This is a genomic window from Klebsiella sp. BIGb0399, assembly GCF_003752615.1.
GTDB classification, from domain to species: Bacteria; Pseudomonadota; Gammaproteobacteria; order Enterobacterales; family Enterobacteriaceae; genus Klebsiella; species Klebsiella lignicola.
Window position 1 is genome coordinate 1 of sequence record NZ_RKHT01000007.1, and the last position, 23455, is coordinate 23455.

General features: G+C 55.2%; 20 protein-coding genes, 1 tRNA gene and 2 rRNA genes. 11 read left to right on the plus strand and 12 right to left on the minus strand.

Annotated elements, in window-relative coordinates:
- The 3 genes from rrf (EDF82_RS14520) to rrf (EDF82_RS14530) all read left to right on the plus strand — a co-directional run.
- Positions 1 to 88 (plus strand): 5S ribosomal RNA (gene rrf / locus EDF82_RS14520); the annotation flags it as partial.
- Between the two features lie 14 nt (positions 89 to 102).
- Positions 103 to 178, plus strand: a tRNA-Thr gene (locus EDF82_RS14525).
- A 37-nt stretch (positions 179 to 215) separates the two neighbouring features.
- A 5S ribosomal RNA gene (gene rrf, locus EDF82_RS14530) occupies positions 216 to 331 on the plus strand.
- 256 nt (positions 332 to 587) lie between these two features.
- Here rrf (EDF82_RS14530) and EDF82_RS14535 read toward each other — a convergent pair.
- The 12 genes from EDF82_RS14535 to EDF82_RS14590 all read right to left on the minus strand — a co-directional run bounded on the left by EDF82_RS14535 (position 588) and on the right by EDF82_RS14590 (position 10827).
- Positions 588 to 809 carry a hypothetical protein gene (locus EDF82_RS14535; protein WP_123756255.1) on the minus strand — a complete coding sequence of 74 codons (222 nt, stop codon included), beginning with the start codon at positions 807 to 809 and terminating at the stop codon, positions 588 to 590.
- 499 nt (positions 810 to 1308) lie between these two features.
- Positions 1309 to 1605, minus strand: a complete 297-nt coding sequence (gene fis, locus EDF82_RS14540) for a DNA-binding transcriptional regulator Fis (protein WP_000462905.1) — start codon at positions 1603 to 1605, stop codon at positions 1309 to 1311.
- 23 nt (positions 1606 to 1628) lie between these two features.
- Complete coding sequence (dusB, locus tag EDF82_RS14545) at positions 1629 to 2594, minus strand: tRNA dihydrouridine synthase DusB (RefSeq protein WP_123756256.1); 966 nt, start codon at positions 2592 to 2594, stop codon at positions 1629 to 1631.
- A 359-nt stretch (positions 2595 to 2953) separates the two neighbouring features.
- Positions 2954 to 3835, minus strand: coding sequence for a 50S ribosomal protein L11 methyltransferase (prmA, locus tag EDF82_RS14550; protein ID WP_123756257.1), 882 nt, complete (start codon positions 3833 to 3835; stop codon positions 2954 to 2956).
- 11 nt (positions 3836 to 3846) lie between these two features.
- Complete coding sequence (gene panF / locus EDF82_RS14555) at positions 3847 to 5298, minus strand: sodium/pantothenate symporter (RefSeq protein ID WP_123756258.1); 1452 nt, start codon at positions 5296 to 5298, stop codon at positions 3847 to 3849.
- Positions 5288 to 5530 carry a DUF997 family protein gene (locus EDF82_RS14560; protein WP_123756259.1) on the minus strand — a complete coding sequence of 81 codons (243 nt, stop codon included), beginning with the start codon at positions 5528 to 5530 and terminating at the stop codon, positions 5288 to 5290. The genes panF and EDF82_RS14560 overlap by 11 nt, the downstream gene beginning before the upstream one ends.
- A 111-nt stretch (positions 5531 to 5641) precedes the next feature.
- Entirely contained in the window at positions 5642 to 6991 is a 1350-nt protein-coding gene (gene accC, locus EDF82_RS14565) for an acetyl-CoA carboxylase biotin carboxylase subunit (RefSeq protein ID WP_123756260.1), read from the minus strand.
- Positions 6992 to 7001: 10 nt separating this feature from the next.
- On the minus strand, positions 7002 to 7466 hold the full coding sequence (gene accB / locus EDF82_RS14570; protein ID WP_123756261.1) for an acetyl-CoA carboxylase biotin carboxyl carrier protein: 465 nt from the start codon (positions 7464 to 7466) through the stop codon (positions 7002 to 7004).
- Between the two features lie 22 nt (positions 7467 to 7488).
- Positions 7489 to 7941 carry a type II 3-dehydroquinate dehydratase gene (aroQ, locus tag EDF82_RS14575; protein ID WP_123756262.1) on the minus strand — a complete coding sequence of 151 codons (453 nt, stop codon included), beginning with the start codon at positions 7939 to 7941 and terminating at the stop codon, positions 7489 to 7491.
- Positions 7942 to 8174: 233 nt separating this feature from the next.
- Positions 8175 to 8774: a protein-methionine-sulfoxide reductase heme-binding subunit MsrQ gene (gene msrQ, locus EDF82_RS14580; protein WP_123756263.1), complete on the minus strand. Its 600-nt coding sequence runs from the start codon at positions 8772 to 8774 to the stop codon at positions 8175 to 8177.
- Positions 8774 to 9775 carry a protein-methionine-sulfoxide reductase catalytic subunit MsrP gene (msrP, locus tag EDF82_RS14585; RefSeq protein WP_123756264.1) on the minus strand — a complete coding sequence of 334 codons (1002 nt, stop codon included), beginning with the start codon at positions 9773 to 9775 and terminating at the stop codon, positions 8774 to 8776. The genes msrQ and msrP overlap by 1 nt, the downstream gene beginning before the upstream one ends.
- A gap of 77 nt (positions 9776 to 9852) precedes the next feature.
- Complete coding sequence (locus EDF82_RS14590) at positions 9853 to 10827, minus strand: MDR family oxidoreductase (protein ID WP_123756265.1); 975 nt, start codon at positions 10825 to 10827, stop codon at positions 9853 to 9855.
- A gap of 222 nt (positions 10828 to 11049) precedes the next feature.
- Between EDF82_RS14590 and csrD the strand changes: the two genes are divergently transcribed.
- The 8 genes from csrD to tldD all read left to right on the plus strand — a co-directional run bounded on the left by csrD (position 11050) and on the right by tldD (position 23452).
- The gene (csrD, locus tag EDF82_RS14595; protein WP_123756266.1) at positions 11050 to 12990 is read left to right on the plus strand and encodes an RNase E specificity factor CsrD; all 1941 of its coding nucleotides are present in this window, start codon (positions 11050 to 11052) and stop codon (positions 12988 to 12990) included.
- Between the two features lie 304 nt (positions 12991 to 13294).
- Positions 13295 to 14338 (plus strand): rod shape-determining protein MreB, encoded by a 1044-nt coding sequence (gene mreB, locus EDF82_RS14600; protein WP_002918653.1) that lies wholly within the window; start codon positions 13295 to 13297, stop codon positions 14336 to 14338.
- 71 nt (positions 14339 to 14409) lie between these two features.
- Positions 14410 to 15402, plus strand: coding sequence for a rod shape-determining protein MreC (gene mreC, locus EDF82_RS14605; RefSeq protein ID WP_123756267.1), 993 nt, complete (start codon positions 14410 to 14412; stop codon positions 15400 to 15402).
- The gene (gene mreD / locus EDF82_RS14610; RefSeq protein ID WP_123756268.1) at positions 15402 to 15890 is read left to right on the plus strand and encodes a rod shape-determining protein MreD; all 489 of its coding nucleotides are present in this window, start codon (positions 15402 to 15404) and stop codon (positions 15888 to 15890) included. The genes mreC and mreD overlap by 1 nt, the downstream gene beginning before the upstream one ends.
- A 7-nt stretch (positions 15891 to 15897) precedes the next feature.
- On the plus strand, positions 15898 to 16479 hold the full coding sequence (locus EDF82_RS14615) for a nucleoside triphosphate pyrophosphatase (RefSeq protein ID WP_123756269.1): 582 nt from the start codon (positions 15898 to 15900) through the stop codon (positions 16477 to 16479).
- Between the two features lie 2 nt (positions 16480 to 16481).
- Positions 16482 to 17951, plus strand: a complete 1470-nt coding sequence (gene rng, locus EDF82_RS14620; RefSeq protein WP_123756270.1) for a ribonuclease G — start codon at positions 16482 to 16484, stop codon at positions 17949 to 17951.
- Positions 17952 to 18076: 125 nt separating this feature from the next.
- Entirely contained in the window at positions 18077 to 21874 is a 3798-nt protein-coding gene (gene yhdP / locus EDF82_RS14625) for an AsmA2 domain-containing protein YhdP (RefSeq protein ID WP_123756271.1), read from the plus strand.
- Between the two features lie 132 nt (positions 21875 to 22006).
- Complete coding sequence (tldD, locus tag EDF82_RS14630) at positions 22007 to 23452, plus strand: metalloprotease TldD (RefSeq protein WP_123756272.1); 1446 nt, start codon at positions 22007 to 22009, stop codon at positions 23450 to 23452.
- Positions 23453 to 23455: the final 3 nt, after the last annotated feature.

Consider the following 23455-nt stretch of genomic DNA (forward strand, 5'->3'; position numbering starts at 1 on the left):
CTGACCCCATGCCGAACTCAGAAGTGAAACGCCGTAGCGCCGATGGTAGTGTGGGGTCTCCCCATGTGAGAGTAGGGAACTGCCAGGCATCAAATTTAGTGTGCTGATATGGCTCAGTTGGTAGAGCGCACCCTTGGTAAGGGTGAGGTCCCCAGTTCGACTCTGGGTATCAGCACCAGTTTTTAGGTTTAAGTTCGGCACTTAGAAAGAATTTGCCTGGCGGCGATAGCGCGGTGGTCCCACCTGACCCCATGCCGAACTCAGAAGTGAAACGCCGTAGCGCCGATGGTAGTGTGGGGTCTCCCCATGTGAGAGTAGGGAACTGCCAGGCATCAAATAAAGCAAAGGGCTCAGTCGAAAGACTGGGCCTTTTGTTTATCTGTTGTTTGTCAGTGAGCATTGTTCGGCGGTTCAGGTTCGTTGGGAACGAAAGTGAACGTTGCGCAGCAACGGCCCGAATAGGGGACGGGCAGGAAGGTCCGCCCTATCATTACCAGACATCACGTTATACAAAAGGGCCCCGTCTTGCGATGGGGCCCTTTGTTTTATCTGCTATTTATCCTGGCGGTATGCCGCTGTACTCAAACTTAACGAGTTAACGCCACAATGCCAAGGGTTAAACCGGCAACGGCTGCAGCACCGCCTGCGATAGCGCCTGCCGTTTCCCAGTTATCCTGGGTGGTCCCTTTCATGCAGGTGTTGGTATGGACCAGTCTGCCCTCAGAATCATAGACCGGCACGCAGGGGGAATCGTGAGCACAGCCTGCGAGTAAAGCCGCCAGCAGTGACACTATAATGAATTTTTTCATGACAGGACCTCTGAATAAACCGCCTGGTTGTATCGACTCAGATACATGACGGAATGCGTTATTTTACCATCAGCATGATCAGGGCCCGGCAGGCGAAATAATCTCAATTTATGACCAGCGTAAATATCATGGAGAAGGTTGTGGGATTATGTGGAAAATATGCAGAGTGGAACAAAGAAACGTATTTTTAACGGCTTCGTAAGTCATGCCCGGTGAAAGGTCTGAAACTCACACTTTTTCTCTCTGGTCTCGAACTGGAAGCCGGTGTCAGAATCACGCTATACGCGCAGAGGGTATCGTATGCCAATGAGAGCCCCCAGAATCCACGACATCGGTTTCCCGGTCACCTCTTTGGTTCAGGCTAATCTTTTAGCAATGAGCGCGTAATGTGCGCTGTTTCATCAGGAAGGTGTTCAGGGGGAGGGAGGTGCCAGAAAATAAAAAGGCGCTTCCCCATGCCGAAGAGCGCCTTTTATCACAAGCAATTAACTGATTAGTATCAGTTCATGCCGTATTTTTTCAGTTTTTTACGCAGAGTACCGCGGTTGATGCCCATCATCAGGGCCGCACGGGTCTGGTTACCACGGGTGTATTGCATCACCATGTCCAACAGGGGCTGTTCAACTTCAGCCAGTACTAGCTCATACAGGTCATTAACATCCTGACCATTCAGTTGAGCAAAATAGTTCTTCAGTGCCTGTTTAACCGAGTCACGCAGGGGTTTTTGAGTTACCTGATCCTGAGAGTTAACGGTAGAAACGGTCAGTACGTCAGAATTTACGCGTTGTTCGAACATAGTTCTGTCAGCTCTTTATTTCATTACGCAAGATTTTCGAAGTATGCCTCCAACGCCTCCAGCTGTTCGCTGGCATCCTCTATGGCGTTGAATGTGCGCCGAAACTGGTCATTTGGAGCGTGCTCCTGGAGATACCAGGATACGTGTTTACGCGCAATTCGGTACCCTTTTGCATGGCCATAAAAGTCATGCAATTCCCGAACATGCGAACAAAGCAAGCGCTTAACCTCTGCCAGTGGCAGTGGGGCAAGCAGCTCTCCAGTGTCCAGATAATGCTGGATTTCCCGAAAGATCCAGGGTCTTCCCTGAGCCGCACGTCCTATCATCAGAGCATCAGCTCCCGTATAGTCGAGCACAGCTCTGGCTTTAAGCGGGTCAGTAATGTCACCATTCGCGATAATCGGAATGGAAACTGTCTGCTTTACTGCCCGAATGCTGTCGTATTCAGCTTCGCCATTGAACAAACAGGCGCGAGTGCGTCCATGAATGGTCAGAGCCTGAATGCCGCAGTCTTCGGCCAGTTGGGCAATCTCTACACAGTTACGGTGTTCCGGCTCCCAACCGGTGCGAATCTTGAGTGTCACGGGAACGTCCACTGCCTTGACGACCGCCGTCAGGATTAACTTCACCTGATCGGGATACTGCAAGAGGGCTGAACCTGCGAGCTTGCGATTCACCTTTTTCGCCGGGCACCCCATATTAATATCAATAATCTGGGCACCGCTTTCCACATTAATACGGGCGGCTGCGGCCATCTCTTCCGGTACGCTACCGGCGATTTGCACGGTACGAATACCGGGCTCATCAACGTGCACCATCCGTAAACGGGACTTGTCACTCTCCCAAACCTGAGGGTTGGAGGACATCATCTCGGAAACGGTTAAACCGGCTCCCATCTCATAACACAGCGTCCTGAATGGTCTGTCAGTGATGCCAGCCATAGGCGCTGCGATCAGGCGATTTCTGAGCTGATAGTGTCCGATGCGCATGAATTAAGAAATGACCATACTGTGACTGCAAGGCGGCGTATATTACGCATTTTTTGCACGAGATGAAAGGCCAAACTTTGAGCAATCCTCTGTCACAGATCAATGAATCCAGTATCGACATAAAAGAGATGATTAAATTACCATATTAATCATTGTCTTAATCAATAGCGGATAATTTGTGCCCATTTATAAAATCGCAAAACTTCTCGATTTTTCTTAGAAAATGGCGACCATTGACGGCATAAAACGCTGTTTTTGTAGCCAAAAAAGCGCATCGTAATGCGATCTGGCTCTCATTTCTTGACGTCATTCAGCGGTTACTGGAAACAAAAGGGCGGCCCGCAGGCCGCACTGCGGTGTTATTTGCGCTGGCCGGTAATGCGGCACCACTCTTCTTTCTCCACCACCGGGTCGAGAGTAAAGCGGTCGATATACGCTTCGCAGACGCTTTCCGCCTGGCTGGCAAGAATACCTGAAAGGCCCAGCAGACCGCCTGAGACGGGCAGCACGCTGATTAACGGGGCTAACTCACGTAACGGGCCGGCCAGAATGTTGGCGACCACGACATCGGCGCTGAGCGCGTCTGGCTGGTCCTGAGGTAAATAGAGTTCCAGACGGTCGGAAACGCCATTGCGCTCGGCGTTATCACGGCTGGCCTGAATCGCCTGGGGATCGATATCAATGCCGATCGCTTTAGCTGCGCCGAGCTTCAGCGCGGCAATGGCCAGGATGCCCGAACCACAGCCGAAATCGATGATCGTTTTGCCCGCCAGATCCAGGCTGTCCAGCCACTGCAGACACAGCGAGGTGGTCGGGTGCGTGCCGGTACCAAATGCGAGGCCCGGATCGAGCATCACGTTGACCGCGTTTTCATCCGGCACGTCACGCCAGCTCGGACAAATCCACAGGCGCTCGCCGAAACGCATCGGGTGGAAGTTATCCATCCATTCGCGTTCCCAGTCTTTATCTTCCAGCTGTTCGATTTTATGCGCAAAGCCGGCCCCCAGCAGCGGATGCTGCTCAAGGATAGCCACGACCTCATGCATATCGCTTTCGGCATCAAACAGGCCGATAACGTCAGTATCGCCCCACAGGCGGGTTTCGCCCGGCAGCGGCTCGAATACCGGTGTATCGTGGGTATCCTGGAAGGTGATGGAGACCGCACCGGCCTCCATCAACGCGTCGCTCAGCTCTTCAGCGTGGGCGCCGGTGGTGTTCAGTTTCAGTTGGATCCATGGCATAGCAAAACTCTTTATTTGTCAGTAGTCATAATAGGGGCAGGTGGTACGGGTTGACCAAAACGGTTTCCCACCACAAAAGCCAGCAAACTTAGCAGTAGCGAGGGCACGATCGGATGAAAGCCCAGGTACTGAATCTTGAACGTGGCGAGGACGGCATACAGTATGCCGCCGACCAGCATGGCGCTGAGCGCACCGGCCGCATTCGCACGCTCCCAGTACAGTCCCAGCACCAGCGGCCATAGGAACACCGCTTCCAGGCCACCAAAGGCTAACAGGTTCAGCCAGATGATCATTTCAGGTGGCCGCCAGGCCGCCAGCAGCAGCAGCGCGCCGAGGATCAGCGTAATCAGTGCCGACATCCGCTTCAGGCGTTTCTCGTTATGCAGCTGTTCCGGGTGCAGGTTCAGGTACAAATCCTTAATGATCGTAGCGGAACTCTGTAATAACTGCGCGTTGATCGTCGACATGATTGCCGCCATCGGTGCGGCAAGGAAGATCCCGGCGGCAAACGGCGGCAGCACTTTCACCATCAGTGTCGGGATCACCAGATCCGGAATCGTCAGATCCGGGATCACCGCACGGCCCAGGGCGCCGGCGAGGTGCATACCAAACATCAGGATCGCCACCACGATGGTGCCGAGAATAATCCCGCGGTGCACCGCCTTGCTGTCTTTATAGGAGATACAGCGCACCGCCGTGTGCGGCAGCCCGATAACCCCAAAGCAGACCAGCACCCAGAAAGAGGTCATAAAGGTCGGTGACAGAATATCGTCCGCTCCCTGAGGCGCAACCAGCTTCGGATCGATGTGTTCCAGGGTCTGCACCGCCTGGCTCAGGCCACCGGCTGCATGAACGATACCGACCAGCAGCACGATGGTGCCAACCAGCATCACCAGCCCCTGCATCGCATCATTCAGCACGCTGGCGCGGAAGCCGCCGAAAGCGGTGTAGAGCGCGATACTGATGCCGAAAATCAGCAGGCCGGTTTCGTACGGGATACCGGCAGCGGTTTCCAGTAATCGCGCGCCGCCGATAAACTGCACCGTCATTGCGCCGATAAACGCAACCAGCAGGCTGAGGCTTGCCAGCCACACCAGCAGACGGCTTTGGTAGCGAGCGAACAGCATATCGTTGAGGGTCACCGCGTTATAACGACGGGCAAGGATCGCGAATTTTTTTCCCAGCACGCCCAGAGACAACCACACGGCAGGCAGCTGGATCATCGCCAGCAGGACCCAGCCAAGCCCGTATTTATAGGCCGCACCCGGGCCACCAATGAATGAACTGGCGCTGATATAGGTGGCGGTCAGGGTCATGGCCAGCACGAAGCCGCCCATTGAACGGCTGCCGAGAAAATATTCGTTGAGGAAGGTGCCGGTCGTGCGTTTGCGCATCGCATAAATCGACAGGCCAAACACCACCACCAGGTAGGCGACCAGCGGCAGGATCACTTCAGGCTGCATCGTCATCCTCCAGAGGAATGTCGCAGTAGATAAACTTCACCATGGCCCAGCACAGCAGCGTAAACAGCAGGGGCACCAGCAGGCAGGCCATTTCGAACCAGTGCGGCAGACCGGTGATGCCAATGCCATTACCCGGTAGGTAAGCCGCGAGCAGCCAGGCAGCAAGATAGAGAAGGGTCAGCCACAGCGCCCAGCGCGCTTCTTTGTGGGCCTGAACAAACCGTTTGTCCATTTTTGAGTCCCGGGAGGATGAAGAAAGCGGGGATTGTACCGCATGGTAAAGATGAGGGGAGAGAAAAAGAAAAAAGGCCGGGTTAACCGGCCTTTTGCTGCATGTGCAGGATTATTTTTCCTGCAGACCGAGTTTTTTCTCCAGATAGTGGATGTTGGTTCCACCGTGCTGGAAATTCTCGTCATTCATGATGCGAATCTGCAGATCGACGTTGGTTTTGATACCATCGATGATCAGTTCCTGCAGCGCATTTTTCATGCGTGAAATGGCAACATCACGGTTCTCACCGTAACAAATCAGCTTGCCAATCATTGAGTCATAGTACGGAGGCACGGTATAGCCTGCGTAGATATGAGACTCCCAGCGCACGCCAAAACCGCCAGGCGCGTGGAAGCGGGTAATTTTACCCGGGCTCGGCAGGAAGGTGTTCGGGTCTTCGGCGTTGATACGGCATTCAACCGCATGGCCACGGACATGAACTTCTTCTTGCTTGATGGACAGCGGCTGACCTGCAGCAATACGCAGCTGTTCTTTGATCAGGTCAACGCCGGTGATCATTTCAGTGACCGGGTGTTCAACCTGAATACGGGTGTTCATTTCAATGAAGTAGAACTCGCCGTTTTCGAACAGGAACTCGAAAGTCCCGGCGCCACGATAGCCGATGTCGACACAGGCTTTGGAGCAGCGCTCGCCGATGTAGCGACGCAGTTCCGGCGTAATACCCGGTGCTGGCGCTTCTTCGACCACTTTCTGGTGACGACGCTGCATAGAACAGTCGCGTTCTGCCAGATAGATAGCGTTGCCCTGGCCGTCAGCCAGTACCTGGATCTCGATGTGACGCGGATTTTCCAGATACTTTTCCATGTAGACCATGTCATTGTTGAACGCGGCTTTCGCTTCAGCTTTGGTCATGGAGATGGATTGCGCCAGTTCGGCATCGCTGCGCACAACGCGCATGCCGCGACCGCCGCCGCCGCCGGAGGCTTTGATGATAACCGGGTAGCCGATGCGTTTCGCATGGGCACGGTTAGCATCCATATCTTCACCCAGAGGGCCGTCAGAACCTGGAACGGTCGGAACGCCCGCTTTCTTCATCGCGGTGATTGCGGACACTTTGTCGCCCATCAGGCGAATCGTGTCGGCTTTCGGGCCGATAAAGATAAAGCCAGAACGTTCTACCTGCTCGGCGAAGTTCGCGTTCTCCGAGAGGAAGCCGTATCCCGGGTGGATAGCCACCGCACCGGTGATTTCAGCTGCGCTGATGATCGCCGGGATGTTCAGATAGCTTTTTACGGACGGAGCCGGGCCGATACAGACCGTCTCATCCGCTAACAATACGTGTTTTAGATCGCGATCCGCAGTGGAGTGCACAGCAACGGTCTTGATGCCCAGTTCTTTACAGGCACGCAGGATACGCAGTGCAATCTCGCCACGGTTGGCGATAACAATTTTATCCAGCATGTTCGCCTCGTTACTCGATGACTACCAGCGGCTCGTCAAATTCTACCGGTTGGCCACTTTCGATCAGAATGGCTTTCACCACGCCGGCTTTATCGGCTTCGATCTGGTTCATCATTTTCATTGCTTCTACGATGCACAGGGTGTCGCCCACGTTAACTTTCTGACCGATTTCCACAAACGCTTTAGCGTCCGGGCTCGGGGTACGGTAGAAAGTACCGACCATCGGGGAACGTACGATGTGACCGCTGATTTCTGCTTTCGCCGGCGCTGCTTCTGCCTGAGCGGCAGCTGCTGGTGCTGCTGCAACCGGAGCCTGCATCATTGGTGCGGCATAGGCCTGCTGCATGACCGGGTAGCCCGCATTTGGTGCGGCACGGCTGATGCGTACAGACTCTTCGCCTTCAGAAATTTCCAGTTCGGAGATGCCTGATTCTTCAACCAGCTCGATCAGCTTTTTAATCTTACGAATATCCATGAGTGGGTTCCGTACTCTTTGTTTAGTGTGATTGTGACAGGCGTTTTACCGCCGTCTGTAAAGCGTATGAATAGCCGTCCGCACCAAGTCCGCAGATGACGCCCGAGGCGATATCCGACAGATAGGAGTGGTGACGGAACGGTTCGCGTGCATGTACGTTGCTCAGGTGGATCTCGATAAACGGGATACTCACCGCAAGTAACGCATCGCGGATAGCCACGCTGGTGTGCGTAAACGCGGCCGGATTAATCAGGATATAGTCCACAGTGTCTTTAGCCTGATGAATTCGGTCGATGAGCGCGAACTCCGCATTGGACTGCAGGTGATCCAGCGTGACATTCAGAGCCGAGGCTTCTGACTGCAATTGGTTAACAATCTCAGAAAGCTTAAGGGTTCCGTACTTCTCAGGCTCGCGTGTTCCAAGCATGTTAAGGTTGGGTCCGTTTAAAAGCAAAATGCGAAACTTGTCAGCCATTGTGCGGCTATCTCCTGCCATTCTCGGGTAAAAAACAAAATATACCTTCGAAGCGCGCTTGTCACCTTTTCAGAGTCCGAAAACCCTGTCAGGAAAACCAAAGTCGCACATTATAACGATTTCGTAGCATTTGGCAGCTAAATACTGGTCTTATCAGGGAAGATTATCAACCGCTATTGTTAAAAGCGTCGCGGTTGATAAAAGATCTGCGGGAAACTGCACATATCCGGTGATTAACGCCACCACTGACGGAACTTCTTGTAACGCCATGCTAAAAGCAGTGCGGCGAGTACCGCATAAATCACCGGTTGCGGGGATAAAATCTTCACCGACCACAGGTAATGAACCGGCGCGAGGATCGCCACCAGATAGACGAAGTTGTGCAATGTTTGCCAACGACGGCCTAATTTTCGCTGTAGTGCCTGAGTCGAGGTCGCGGCCAGCGCCAGCAAAATCAACCAGCTGATAAGGCCGAGTGTGAGATACGGTCTGCTGACTACCTCTGAACCCAGCAGCGCCAGGTTGTTGATCCCTAACTCCAGCAATGTGTAGCTGGTGAGATGCAGCGTCGCCCAGGCGAAACACCATAATCCCAACAAACGCCGGGTACGAATCAATAATGGTTGTTTAGCGTAGCGCGCCAGCGGCGAGACAAGCAAGGTCGCGAGCAAAAATTTAAGAGCCATCCTACCGGTAAAGTGTTGAATATCTTTTGCCGGGTCGGCGCTAAAGTAGCCCTGCTGTCCGGCCCAGAACAGCCAGATGAACGGTAAAAAACCGGCCAGATGGAGAACCACTTTCAGCCAGGTAATCTGTTTTACACTCAGGCGCACTAGTAGTTCTCCCGCAGATTAAGACCCCGATAGAGCGAGGCCACTTCGTCAGCATAGCCGTTGAATAACAAGGTGGGCTGGCGCTTAACGTCGAGCACGCCCCCGGAACCGATAAAGCGTTCTGTGGCCTGTGACCAGCGCGGATGGTCGACATGAGGATTCACATTGGCGTAAAAGCCATATTCTTCCGGGCCAGCCAGATTCCAGGTGGTGGGGGGGCGCTCGCGGGTCAACTCGATGCTGACGATCGATTTAATGCCTTTAAAACCATATTTCCACGGCACGGTCAGGCGCACCGGCGCGCCGTTTTGCGGCGGCAATGCTTTACCATAGACGCCGACGCTTAACAGTGTCAGAGGGTGCATCGCTTCATCCAGTCGCAACCCTTCCACATAAGGATAAGCCAGTCCGCCGCCGATAAAACGGTCCTTCTGCCCCGGCATCTGGTCCGGAGCGTAGATCGTTTTAAACGCCACGAACCGGGCATTGCTGGTGGGTTCAACCAGCGCCAGCAGTTTATGCAGCGGGAAACCGACCCACGGCACCACCATCGACCAGGCCTCCACGCAGCGCATCCGGTAAATCCGTTCCTCCAGTGGGAAACGCCTGGTGAGGTCATCATGATCAAGGGTCAGTGGTTTAGCGACTTCACCGCCAATGGTCAGCGTCCAGGGATCGGTACGCAGGCTGCCGGCATTGGCGGCAGGGTCGGCTTTATCGAGGCCAAATTCATAGAAATTGTTGTAGCCCGCGACTTTATCTTCCGGTGTCAGGGCGAGGGAGCTTTGCCATTGTGCGGGCTTGTCGAAGGTTAACGCTTTTCCTGCCGGGGCGGGAGGGCGGTCATGGCCTTTGAACCAATCCAGAAGATCGGCCTGGGCGACAGGAGAAAGTGAGAGGGCCGTGGCGGTAATACCGAGGGTCTTCAGAACCTGGCGGCGCTGCAGCATAAAAACGGATTCAGCCGTTACATCGGCTTCCGTGAGTTTTTTGGGTTTCATGACATCCTCCGGCATGCTTTTTCCTAAGCATGACGGAGGCGAAGCGTTATCGCGAATATGTCACGAAAAATTGCAGATTAGGCGATCTTCACCAGCGTCCGGCCCTGGATCTGGTTATTGATGATTTTGTCGGCGAATGCCGGTGCCTCTGCGAGGGCGATCTCGGTGGTGCTGGTGGCGTAGAACGATTCCGGTAGATCGCGGACCAGACGTTGCCAGGCTTCGGCACGGCGTGCCGGTGGCGTCATCACCGAGTCCACGCCCTGCAGGCGGACGTTACGCAAAATAAACGGCATGACCGTGGTGGGCAGCGCGAAGCCCCCGGCCAGGCCACAGGCGGCGACGCAGCCGCCATAGTTCATCTGTGCCAGCACTTTCGCCAGCACTTTATCCCCAACGGTATCGACCGCACCGGCCCACAGCTGTTTTTCCAGCGGACGGGTTTCGGCAAACTCTTCACGCCCGAGAATGCGTTGAGCACCGAGGCTTTTCAGGTATTCATGCGTGCTTTCGCGACCCGATACCGCGACGACCTGGTAACCCAGTTGATGCAGCAGCGCAACGGCGGTGCTGCCAACGCCGCCGCTGGCGCCCGTCACCACGATTTCGCCATCCTGCGGGCGAACACCGGCATCTTCCAGCGCCATCACGCACAGCATGGCGGTAAAACCGGCGGTGCCGATAGCCATAGCTTTACGGCCATCCAGGCCAGCGGGCATGGCGACCAGCCAGTCACCCTTCACCCGGGCGCGCTCTGCCAGGCCGCCCCAGTGGTTTTCACCGACGCCCCAGCCGGTCAGCAGCACTTTCTGGCCGCTGTGGAAACGGGGATCTTCGCTGGCGTGAACCGTGCCGGCGAAATCGATGCCAGGAATCATCGGAAAGTTTCGAATGATTTTTCCCTTGCCGGTGATCGCCAGCGCATCTTTATAGTTGAGGCTGGACCATTGAATATCGACGGTGACATCGCCTTGCGGCAGTTGCCCGGCGTCGATGGTTTGCACCGAAGAGATTGTTTTGCCATCCTGCTGTTCTAATATTAAAGCCTGCATATGCGGGTCCTTATATGTACAAAGATTGGAAAAATTTTTCTGCAGACTATACTCGCTATCGGCATTATTACGCCGATTTAACGCAATAAATTGCCAGATACGCCAGCTTTGATAGTATGCCTCGCGCTTTAGAAAGTTAGTGCTTACTTTAGGTATAGCAGCGCTAGTACAGGAGCCTGAATTTCTATCGGGCGGTCATTCACTCGCGGAGTTAACACAGGGATGCGATTAACGACGAAGTTCTCAGCATTTGTCACGCTGCTTACCATCCTGACCATCTTTGTCACGCTTATAGGCGCTTCGCTGAGTTTCTATAACGGTATTCAGCTGAAAATGGAAAATCGCGTCCAGGCCGTGGCGACGATGCTGGATAACCGCCTGGTGACCTCTTCCTTTGATAAGCTTGAGCCGCAGATGGATGAGCTGATGACGCCGGTCGAGATCGTCCGGGTGGATTTCCTGCTCGGCGGGAAGTCGGTGTACAGCCACTCGCGTAGCGACAGCTATCGTCCGCTGGGAAGTAATAATCAGTATCGTGAAATCATTGTACCGTCGTTAAAACACCCGGGGATGACGCTTCATCTGGTCTATCTCGACCCGATGGTGAACTATTTCCGCGCGCTGCATATCACCGCGCCGTTATCGATTGCCATCGGCCTGATGGTGCTGGCGATTTTCTTTTCCGTACGCTGGGTACGTCGTCAACTGGCGGGGCAGGAACTGCTGGAGGTGAGGGCGGCGCGGATCCTTAGCGGCGAGCGTGGGCCTCAGGTGAGAGGGTCGGTACACGAGTGGCCGGCCAGCACCAGTAGCGCGCTGGATATGCTGCTCTCTGAACTGCAGTTTGCCAGCGACCAGCGCAGCCGTATGGATACGCTTATTCGTTCTTATGCCGCGCAGGATTCGAAAACCGGGCTAAGCAATCGCCTGTTTTTTGACAACCAGCTGGCTACCCTGCTGGAAGATCAGGAAAAAGTCGGCTCACACGGCATCGTCATGATGATTCGCCTGCCGGAGTTCGACCTGCTCCGTGATAACTGGGGACGCGCGGCTGCCGAAGAGCATTACTTCACGCTGATTAACTTGCTTTCTACTTTTATTATGCGCTACCCAGGATCGCTGCTGGCGCGTTATCACCGCAGTGATTTTGCGGTACTCCTCCCTCATCGCACCTTAAAAGAAGCCGATAGTATCGCCGGGCTGCTGTTAAAAGCGGTTGATGCGCTGCCTCCGACCCGCATTCTTGATCGTGACGACATGATGCATATCGGCATCTGTGCCTTCCGTAGCGGTCAGACCGCGGCGCAGGTGATGGAACGCGCTGAAGCTGCTACCCGCAATGCGGTGCTCCAGGGCAGCAATAGCTGGGCGGTTTATGATGATTCGTTACCGGAGAAAGGGCGCGGTAACGTCCGTTGGCGCACGCTGATTGAGCAGATGCTCAGCCGCGGGGGACCCCGTTTGTATCAGAAACCGGCGGTAACGCGTGACGGCCGGGTGCATCATCGCGAACTGATGTCACGGCTGTACGACGGCACGGAAGAGGTCATCGCGGCAGAATATATGCCGATGGTGCAGCAGTTTGGTCTGGCGGAAGAGTATGACCGTCTGCAGGTAACGCGACTGCTGCCGTTTTTAAGCTTTTGGCCGGAAGAAAACCTGGCGTTGCAGGTCACCGTTGAGTCATTGATCCGGCCGCGTTTTCAGCGCTGGTTGCGTGATACTTTGATGCAATGTGAAAAATCGCAACGGCGACGGATTATTTTTGAACTTGCAGAGGCAGATGTTTGTCAATATATCGGCCGCTTACAACCGGTCATGCGCCTGGTGAACGCTTTGGGTATACGCGTGGCGGTTGTTCAGGCTGGATTAACGCTGGTTGGCACCAGTTGGATCAAGCAGTTGGACGTCGAAGTCATTAAGCTACACCCGGGGCTGTCGCGCAATATAGAAAAGCGCAGTGAGAACCAGCTGCTGGTGCAGAGCCTGGTGGAGGCCTGTAAGGGCATGCCGGTTCAGGTTTTTGCCACCGGAGTCCGGAGCCGTAGCGAGTGGCAGGTGCTGTCTCAGTGCGGTGTCACCGGTGGTCAGGGGGAATTTTTTGCCGCCTCACAGCCACTTGACACAAATGTGAAAAAATATTCGCAAAGATACTCGGTTTGATCTGCCGTTTAGCGTGATTTCACGTAGAATAACGCGCGCCATAGTGAAGGGGGTGTGCTTGTCTACCTGCCGGATTATCGCAATGTAAATGCCAGTAAATGACCTTTAACGGGTTACAGATTCAAGCGCGGAGCGCTGTTGAACATTTCAGCACTGAATGGACCCGGTAAATTTGTAACAAAGGACATGAACTGCACTAATTTTCACCGTAGCAGATGATTTTTGCGCCTTGTCGCTGCTGCGTGTGGTTGGTAAAGTAAGCGGATTTTGTTTTCCGCCCCAGCTTTCAGGATTATCCCTTAGTATGTTAAAAAAATTTCGTGGCATGTTTTCCAATGACCTGTCCATTGACCTGGGTACTGCGAATACCCTCATCTATGTAAAAGGACAAGGCATCGTATTGAATGAGCCTTCAGTTGTGGCCATTCGTCAGGATCGTGCCGGTTCGCCGAAAAGCGTCGCTGCTGTTGGTCATGAAGCGAAGCAGATGCTCGGGCGTACTCCGGGCAATATCGCGGCGATTCGCCCGATGAAAGACGGCGTTATTGCCGACTTCTTCGTTACTGAAAAGATGCTCCAGCACTTTATCAAACAGGTGCACAGCAATAGCTTCATGCGTCCGAGCCCGCGTGTTCTGGTGTGCGTGCCGGTTGGCGCGACTCAGGTTGAACGTCGTGCGATTCGTGAATCTGCGCAAGGCGCAGGCGCGCGTGAAGTCTTCCTGATTGAAGAGCCGATGGCGGCCGCAATCGGTGCGGGCCTGCCGGTTTCTGAAGCTACCGGTTCAATGGTGGTGGATATCGGTGGTGGTACCACAGAGGTTGCGGTCATCTCCCTGAACGGTGTGGTGTACTCCTCTTCCGTACGTATCGGCGGTGACCGTTTCGATGAAGCCGTGATTAATTATGTGCGTCGTAACTACGGCTCACTGATCGGTGAAGCAACGGCGGAACGTATCAAGCATGAAATCGGCTCGGCATACCCGGGTGATGAAGTGCGTGAGATCGAAGTTCGCGGCCGTAACCTGGCAGAAGGTGTGCCACGTGGCTTTACCCTGAACTCCAATGAAATTCTCGAAGCCCTGCAGGAACCGCTGACCGGTATCGTGAGCGCAGTAATGGTCGCACTGGAACAGTGTCCGCCAGAGCTGGCTTCTGATATCTCCGAGCGCGGCATGGTGCTGACCGGCGGTGGTGCGCTGCTGCGTAACCTCGACCGTCTGTTGATGGAAGAGACAGGTATTCCTGTCGTAGTTGCAGAAGATCCACTGACTTGCGTCGCGCGTGGCGGCGGTAAAGCGCTGGAAATGATCGACATGCACGGCGGCGACTTGTTTAGCGAAGAGTAGTCAGCCGAAGGTCTGGGGTAGTTCGTAAACGCTACCCCTGGTCTTAACTGACACGAGAATACGCATAGCCTATGAAGCCAATTTTTAGCCGTGGCCCGTCGCTACAGATTCGCCTTATTCTGGCGGTTCTGGTGGCGCTTGGCGTGATTATCGCCGACAGCCGCCTGGGTACGTTCAGTCAGATCCGAACGTATATGGACACAGCCGTCAGTCCTTTCTACTTTGTCTCAAATGGTCCCCGGGAATTACTGGACAGCGTATCGCAAACGCTGGCTACCCGCGATCAGCTCGAACTGGAAAACCGTGCACTGCGCCAGGAATTGCTGCTGAAGAACAGCGATTTACTGATGCTGGGTCAGTACAAGCAGGAGAACGCGCGTCTGCGTGAACTGCTGGGCTCGCCGCTGCGCCAGGATGAGCAAAAAATGGTGACCCAGGTCATCTCAACGGTTAACGATCCCTACAGCGATCAGGTTGTCATCGATAAAGGCAGCGTCAACGGCGTTTATGAAGGCCAGCCGGTGATCAGCGACAAAGGTGTTGTCGGCCAGGTCGTGGCGGTGGCGAAGCTGACCAGCCGCGTTCTGTTGATCTGCGATGCGACCCATGCCTTGCCTATTCAGGTACTGCGTAATGATATCCGCGTAATTGCGGCCGGTAACGGCTGTACTGACGATTTGCAGCTGGAACACCTGCCGGCCAATACCGATATTCGCGTCGGTGATGTGCTGGTGACTTCTGGCCTCGGTGGGCGCTTCCCGGAAGGTTATCCGGTCGGGGTGGTCTCTTCCGTGAAGCTGGATACGCAGCGTGCTTATACGGTGATTCAGGCGCGTCCGACCGCCGGTCTGCAGCGTCTGCGCTACCTGCTGCTGCTGTGGGGTGCCGATCGTAACGGAGCCAATCCGATGACGCCGGAAGAAGTCCATCGCGTGGCCAATGAGCGCCTGATGCAGATGATGCCGCAGGTTCTGCCGGCACCGGATGCCATGGGGCCGCAAATGCCCGCGCCGGCAACCGGCCTGACGCCACCTGCGCAACCTCTGCCTGCAGGGGGGCAATAGTGGCAAGCTACCGAAGCCAGGGACGCTGGGTTATCTGGCTCTCGTTTCTTATCGCACTATTGCTGCAGGTTATGCCCTGGCCGGCGGATCTGACCGTCTACCGGCCAAACTGGGTGTTCCTTATTCTGCTTTACTGGATCCTCGCCTTACCGCATCGGGTTAACGTCGGCACCGGTTTTGTGATGGGGGCAATCCTTGACCTCATCAGCGGGTCGACACTGGGCGTTCGCGCGCTATCGTTAAGTATCATCGCTTATCTGGTCGCTCTGAAATATCAGCTGTTCCGCAACCTGGCACTCTGGCAGCAGGCGCTGGTGGTCATGATGCTATCGCTCGCGGTGGATATCGTTGTTTTCTGGTCAGAGTTTTTAGTGATCAACGTCTCTTTCCGTCCGGAAGTGTTCTGGAGTAGTGTAGTAAACGGCGTGCTGTGGCCCTGGTTATTCCTCCTGATGCGTAAGGTGCGTCAGCAATTTGCGGTGCAATAAGGTTGATATGATGATGTTGTATCTCGCTTCTGGCTCTCCGCGTCGGCAGGAATTGCTGACGCAAATGGGTCTGTGTTTTGAACGTCTGGTTCCCGGTATTGAGGAGCAACGTTTACCGCAGGAGAGCGCCGAGCATTATGTCGTTCGTCTGGCGCGCGAAAAAGCGCAGGCGGGCGTGGCGCTGGCCGAGCGGGATCTGCCGGTGCTGGGTGCGGATACCATTGTCATACTGAACGGCGAAGTGCTGGAAAAACCCCGCGACGCTGACCATGCCGCAGAGATGCTGCGTATGCTTTCCGGGAAAACGCACCAGGTCATGACGGCCGTGGCGTTGGCCGACAAGCAGCAAACGCTGGATTGTCTGGTGATGACGGAAGTGACCTTCCGCCTGCTCTCAGAGCAGGATATTGCCGGCTACGTGACCAGCGGCGAACCGCTCGATAAAGCAGGTGCATACGGTATTCAAGGGCTGGGTGGCTGTTTCGTCAGGAAGATTAATGGCAGCTATCACGCCGTAGTCGGCTTACCGCTGGTAGAAACGTATGAGTTGCTGAGTAACTTTAACTCACTGCGTGAAGAAAAGGGATAAAGATGACGGCTGAACTACTCGTTAACGTAACACCATCGGAGACGCGCGTTGCGTACATCGATGGCGGTATTCTGCAGGAAATTCATATTGAGCGCGAAGCGCGACGCGGGATCGTAGGCAATATCTACAAAGGGCGTGTCAGTCGTGTGCTGCCGGGAATGCAGGCGGCTTTTGTAGATATTGGCCTGGATAAGGCCGCATTTCTGCATGCGTCAGATATTATGCCGCATACCGAATGCGTTGCCGGGGAAGAGCAAAAACAGTTCACCGTGCGTGATATTTCCGAACTGGTGCGCCAGGGCCAGGACCTGATGGTGCAGGTGGTGAAAGATCCGCTCGGCACCAAAGGCGCTCGCCTGACCACCGATATTACGCTCCCCTCCCGCTATCTGGTGTTTATGCCCGGCGCGTCTCATGTTGGTGTATCCCAACGTATTGAAAGTGAAGCGGAACGCGAACGGTTGAAGCGCGTGGTGGCCGACTACTGCGATGAGCAGGGCGGTTTTATCATCCGTACCGCCGCGGAAGGCGTACACGAACAGGAACTGGCCGCCGATGCCGCTTATCTTAAGCGGGTCTGGACCAAGGTCATGGAGCGTAAGAAACGTCAGCAGACGCGCTATCAACTCTACGGAGAGCTGGCGCTGGCTCAGCGTGTGCTGCGTGACTTCGCCGACGAACACCTCGATCGCATTCGCGTCGATTCGCGCCTGACTTATGAATCGCTGGTCGAGTTTACCGCCGAATATATGCCTGAGATGACCAGCAAGCTGGAGCATTACAGCGGCCGCCAGCCGATCTTCGATCTCTTTGACGTCGAGAACGAGATCCAGCGCGCGCTGGAGCGCAAAGTGGAGCTGAAGTCCGGTGGCTATCTGGTTATCGATCAGACCGAAGCGATGACCACCGTGGATATCAACACCGGCGCATTCGTGGGCCACCGTAATCTCGATGACACCATCTTCAATACCAATATCGAGGCGACTCAGGCTATCGCTCGCCAGCTCCGTCTGCGCAACCTGGGCGGCATTATTATCATTGATTTCATTGATATGAATAATGAGGATCACCGCCGCCGGGTACTGCATTCGCTGGAACAGGCGCTGAGTAAAGACCGGGTGAAAACCAGTATTAACGGTTTCTCTCAGCTCGGACTGGTTGAGATGACCCGTAAGCGTACGCGTGAAAGCGTTGAGCATGTCTTGTGTAAAGACTGCCCTACCTGTCATGGCCGCGGTACGGTGAAATCAGTCGAAACCGTGTGCTATGAAATCATGCGTGAGATTGTCCGTGTGCACCATGCCTACGATTCCGACCGTTTCCTGGTCTATGCTTCTCCTGCTGTCGCGGAAACCTTAAAAGGTGAAGAGTCGCACGCGCTGGCGGAAGTCGAAATCTTTGTTGGCAAGCAGGTCAAAGTTCAAATTGAGCCGCTCTATAATCAAGAGCAGTTCGATGTCGTTATGATGTAATCATCCGTCAGCCTCTGTTCAGGTATTTATGGACACAAACTGGCGATGCTTCACCGTAAAGTGAAGGTCGCTGACGCAGAGGCAACCAGATGGATGATGTGTAAAAGTCTGACAAGGAGAGAGGCGTGAGACGACTGCCCGGGATATTACTGCTCACCGCGGCAACATTGACTGTTGTCGTCGCTCTGCTGGTGAGTGGCCTGCGTCTCGTGCTGCCGCAGTTAGATGCATGGCGCCCACAGCTGCTGGCAAAAATCTCCGCGATGTCAGGCACGCCGGTCAATGCCTCACAGCTGACAGCCAGCTGGCAGAATTTTGGCCCGGCGCTCGATGTGCGTGATATCAGCGCTGGCCTGAAAGATGGCGGTCAGCTCTCTGCCAAACGTGTCACTCTGGCACTGGATGTCTGGCAAAGCTTGCTGCATATGCGCTGGCAGTTCCGCGATCTCACTTTCTGGCAGTTAAAAGTCCATACCAATTCACCGATCCAGACCAATGATGGCGGCGATAGCCTGAAAACCGACCATATTGGCGATCTGTTCCTGCGTCAGTTCGACCACTTTATCCTGCGCGACAGTCATTTGAGCTTTGTGACCATTTCCGGCCAGCGTGCAGAGTTAGCCATACCGCAGCTCACCTGGCTGAATACGAATAACCGCCACCGCGCGGAAGGTCAGTTGAGCCTCTCCAGCCTGAACGGCCAGCATGGGGTGATGCAGGTGCGCATGGACCTGCGTGATGAAAATGGCTTGCTCAACAAGGGGCGGGTGTGGCTGCAAGCCGACGACATTGACGTTAAGCCGTGGCTCGGGCGTTGGATGCAGGACAATATCGCGTTACAAAACGCGCGCTTTAGCCTTGAAGGTTGGATGAACATCGACAAAGGCGATATCGCCGGGGGCGACGTCTGGCTGAAAAAGGGCGGCGCCAGCTGGAAGGGCGATCGCGAGCCTCATTATTTGACGGTGGATAACCTGACGGCGCAAATCTTCCGTGAGAAGCAGGGCTGGGGTTTTCATATCACGGATACCCGCATCTCGATAGATGGTAAAGCCTGGCCACGCGGCGCGCTGGCGATGGCGTGGATCCCGGCGCAGGGCGTGGGTGGCGATGACCATTTACGCAGTGATGAATTGCGCATCCGCGCCAGCAATCTCGATCTGAATGGCCTGGTCGGACTGCAGCCTTTTGCAGATAAGTTAGCTCCGGCGCTGGGCGACATCTGGCGGACTACGCAGCCTACCGGCATCATCGATGTTCTGGCGCTGGATATTCCGCTGCAGGCGGCGGATAAGTCCCGCTTTCAGGCACGCTGGAGCGATCTCTCCTGGAAACAGTGGAAGCTGTTACCAGGGGCCGAGCATTTCTCCGGAAACGCAGCCGGTAGCGTGGAGAACGGCGCGCTGCATGCCAGTATGACGGATGCGAAAATGCCCTATGCCACGGTCTTCCGTGCGCCGCTGGAAATTGCACAAGGCGATGCCACCCTCAGTTGGGTGAAGAATGAAAAAGGCTTCATGCTCGACGGGCGCAATATCGACGTGCAGGCGACCGGCGTACGCGCCCGCGGCGGGTTCCGTTATCTACAGCCGCAGGACGATGAGCCGTGGTTGGGTATTCTGGCAGGGATCAGCACCAACGATGGCGGCCAGGCATGGCGCTATTTCCCGGAAAACCTGATGGGGAAAGCGCTGGTGGATTATCTCAGCGGCGCGATTAAAGGGGGCAATGCGACCAACGCCACCCTGGTATACGGCGGCAATCCACATCTGTTCCCGTACCTTCATAACGAAGGCCAGTTCCAGGTGTCGGTGCCATTAACCAACGCCACCTTTGCTTTTCAACCCGACTGGCCGGCATTGACCGGGCTGGATATCAACCTCGACTTTATCAACAACGGCTTATGGATGAAGTCCGATAAGGTGATGCTGGGTAAAGTTGCCGCCACTCACCTTGATGCCGTCATTCCGGATTATTCGCGGGAAAAACTGCTTATCGATGCCGATGTGAACGGTCCGGGGAAAGAAGTCGGCCCGTACTTCAAAGAGACCCCGCTGAAAGAGACGCTGGGATCGGCGCTGGATGAACTGCAGTTAGATGGAAATGTGAGCGCTCGCTTACATCTTGATATTCCGCTGGACGGCGAGCTCACCACCGCCAAAGGCGATGTGGTACTGGCTAATAACAATCTGTATATCAAGCCAATCGATACGACGCTGAAAGACCTCAACGGTAAATTCAGCTTTGTGAATGGCGATCTGAAAAGCGATACCCTGAAAGCCAACTGGTTCAATCAACCGTTGAATGTCGATTTTTCCACCACCGAGGGGCCAAAAGCCTTTGACGTGAACGTGGGAATGAACGCCAACTGGCAGCCTTCACGCATGGGGCTGCTGCCAAAAGCGGTCGATGACGCCCTGAGCGGTAGCGTGCCGTGGGAAGGTAAGGTGGCGATTGAACTGCCGTATCGCGGGAGCGCGAGCTATAAAGTTGATATCAGCGGCGACCTGAAAAATGTAAGTAGCCACTTACCTTCTCCGGTGGATAAACCGGCGGGCGTCGCGCTGCCGGTGAAAATTAATGCCGAAGGCGGGTTAAACAGCTTTGAACTGACCGGGACCATCGGCGGGAAAAATCATTTCAACAGCCGCTGGCTGCTGAACCGTAAGCTGACTCTCGATCGCGCTATTTTAACTTCTGATAGCAAGGCGATTTCTCCGCTGCCGGATCAGGCCGGGGTTGAGCTGAATATGCCGCCGATGGATGGTGCTGAGTGGCTGGCTCTGTTCCAGGGCGGCGCCGTCAATGAAGTCAGCAGCAATATCGTCTTCCCGCAGCGCATTACGTTACGTACGCCGTCGCTGACCTTCGCCGGCCAACGCTGGAACAACGTCAGCCTGGTGAGCCAGCCGGATGCGGGCGGCTCGAAGGTGGAAGCCCAGGGGCGGGAAATCAACGCCACCCTGACCATGCGCGACCATGCGCCCTGGCAGGCAGCCATTCGTTATCTGTATTACAACCCGACCAGCGCCCAAAAGTCCGCTGACACCACGAGCAGCGCCCCGCTTGCCGATAACCGCCTTGATTTCCGCGGCTGGCCCGATCTCCAGCTTCGCTGCGCGGAGTGTTGGTTATGGGGGCAGAAGTACGGGCGTATCGATGGCGATTTCGCCATTAAAGGCGATACCCTGTCGCTGGCTAACGGCCTGGTGGACACCGGTTTTGGCCGCCTCACCTCTGAAGGCGTGTGGGTGAATGCGCCCGGCGGCGTGCGGACATCGCTGAAGGGCAAACTCCACGGCAACAAAACGGATGCTTTCGTGAGCTTCTTCGGTATCTCCACGCCGGTGAAAGGCTCGTCGTTTGATGTCGACTACGATTTACACTGGCGCGCGCCGCCGTGGCAGCCGGATGTAGCGTCGCTTAACGGGGTGCTGAAAAGCCACCTTGGGAAAGGCGAGTTTACCGATATCAGCACTGGCCACGCCGGTCAGCTGCTGCGTTTGCTGAGCGTCGATGCGCTGCTGCGCAAGCTGCGCTTCGACTTTAGCGATACCTTTAGCGAAGGCTTCTATTTCGATTCGATCAACAGCACGGCGTGGATTAAAGATGGCGTGCTGAATACCGACGATACCCTGGTCGATGGCCTTGAAGCGGATATTGCCATGAGAGGTTCGGTCGACCTGGTGCGACGCGAGCTCGATCTGCAAGCGGTGGTGGCGCCGGAAATCTCCGCTACCGTCGGCGTGGCAACGGCGTTTGTGATTAACCCGATTGTCGGCGCCGCCGTCTTTGCTGCCAGTAAGGTGCTGGGGCCGCTGTGGAACAAAGTGTCGATCCTGCGTTATCGCATCACCGGTCCTATCGACCAGCCGCAAATCAATGAAGTTCTGCGCCAGGCGCGCAGCGACAAAAAGCAATGATTTGACGATTACGGGGAATTATCGCAATCTCAATAGATAGCGTTTTATACCCGCTATCGCCGCAGGCTGCAGCCTGAACGATTTAGGGTATATTCTTCCGCCTGATACGCGACAACATATGAGTAGCAAACGATGAGTCTGAACCTGGTAAGTGAACAATTACTGTCGGCAAATGGCCTGAACCATCAGGATCTTTTTGCCATTCTTGGCCAGTTGGCCGAGCGCCGTCTTGATTACGGCGATCTCTATTTTCAGTCGAGCTATCACGAATCCTGGGTTCTGGAAGACAGCATCATTAAAGATGGCTCGTATAACATTGACCAGGGTGTCGGCGTGCGTGCGGTCAGCGGTGAGAAAACCGGTTTTGCCTATGCCGACCAAATCAGCCGACTGGCACTGGAACAGAGCGCGCAGGCGGCCCGTACCATCGTGCGCGACAGCGGTGATGGCAAAGTACACACCCTGGGCGCGGTTGAGTACAGCTCGCTGTACACCAGTATCGATCCGTTGCAAAGCATGAGTCGTGAAGAGAAGCTGGATATCCTGCGTCGCGTCGATAAAGTTGCTCGTGCTGCCGATAAGCGTGTGCAGGAAGTGTCCGCTAGCCTGAGCGGTGTCTATGAACTGATTCTGGTCGCGGCGACCGATGGAACGCTGGCGGCAGATGTTCGCCCGTTAGTACGCCTGTCCGTCAGCGTGCTGGTGGAAGATGATGGCAAACGCGAACGAGGTTCCAGCGGCGGCGGCGGTCGTTTTGGTTACGACTATTTCCTGGCCTCCGAAGATGGCGATGTTCGAGCGGATGCCTGGGCGCGAGAAGCGGTGCGTATGGCGCTGGTGAACTTGTCAGCCGTTGCGGCACCGGCCGGCATGTTGCCGGTGGTACTCGGCGCCGGCTGGCCTGGCGTGTTACTGCATGAAGCGGTAGGGCACGGTCTGGAAGGCGATTTCAACCGTCGCGGCACCTCGGTCTTTAGCGGCCATATGGGTGAGCTGGTGGCATCAGAACTCTGTACCGTCGTGGATGATGGCACCATTGCCAATCGTCGTGGTTCGCTGGCGGTGGATGATGAAGGGACCCCAGGTCAATACAACGTATTGATTGAGAACGGGATCCTTAAAGGCTATATGCAGGATAAACTCAATGCGCGCTTGATGGGCGTTGCGCCGACCGGTAACGGCCGTCGTGAATCCTATGCGCATTTACCGATGCCGCGTATGACCAATACCTACATGCTGGCAGGGAAATCAACGCCGCAGGAGATTATCGAATCGGTGGATTACGGTATCTATGCACCTAACTTTGGCGGCGGCCAGGTGGATATTACCTCCGGTAAGTTTGTGTTCTCCACCTCTGAAGCCTACCTGATCGAAAAAGGGAAGGTCACTAAAGCGGTGAAGGGGGCGACCCTTATCGGCTCCGGAATTGAAGCCATGCAGCAGATTTCGATGGTTGGTAATGACCTGAAACTGGATAGTGGCGTTGGCGTTTGTGGTAAAGAAGGCCAGAGCGTGCCGGTGGGCGTTGGCCAGCCGACGCTGAAAGTAGATAACCTCACCGTCGGCGGAACCGCCTGAGTG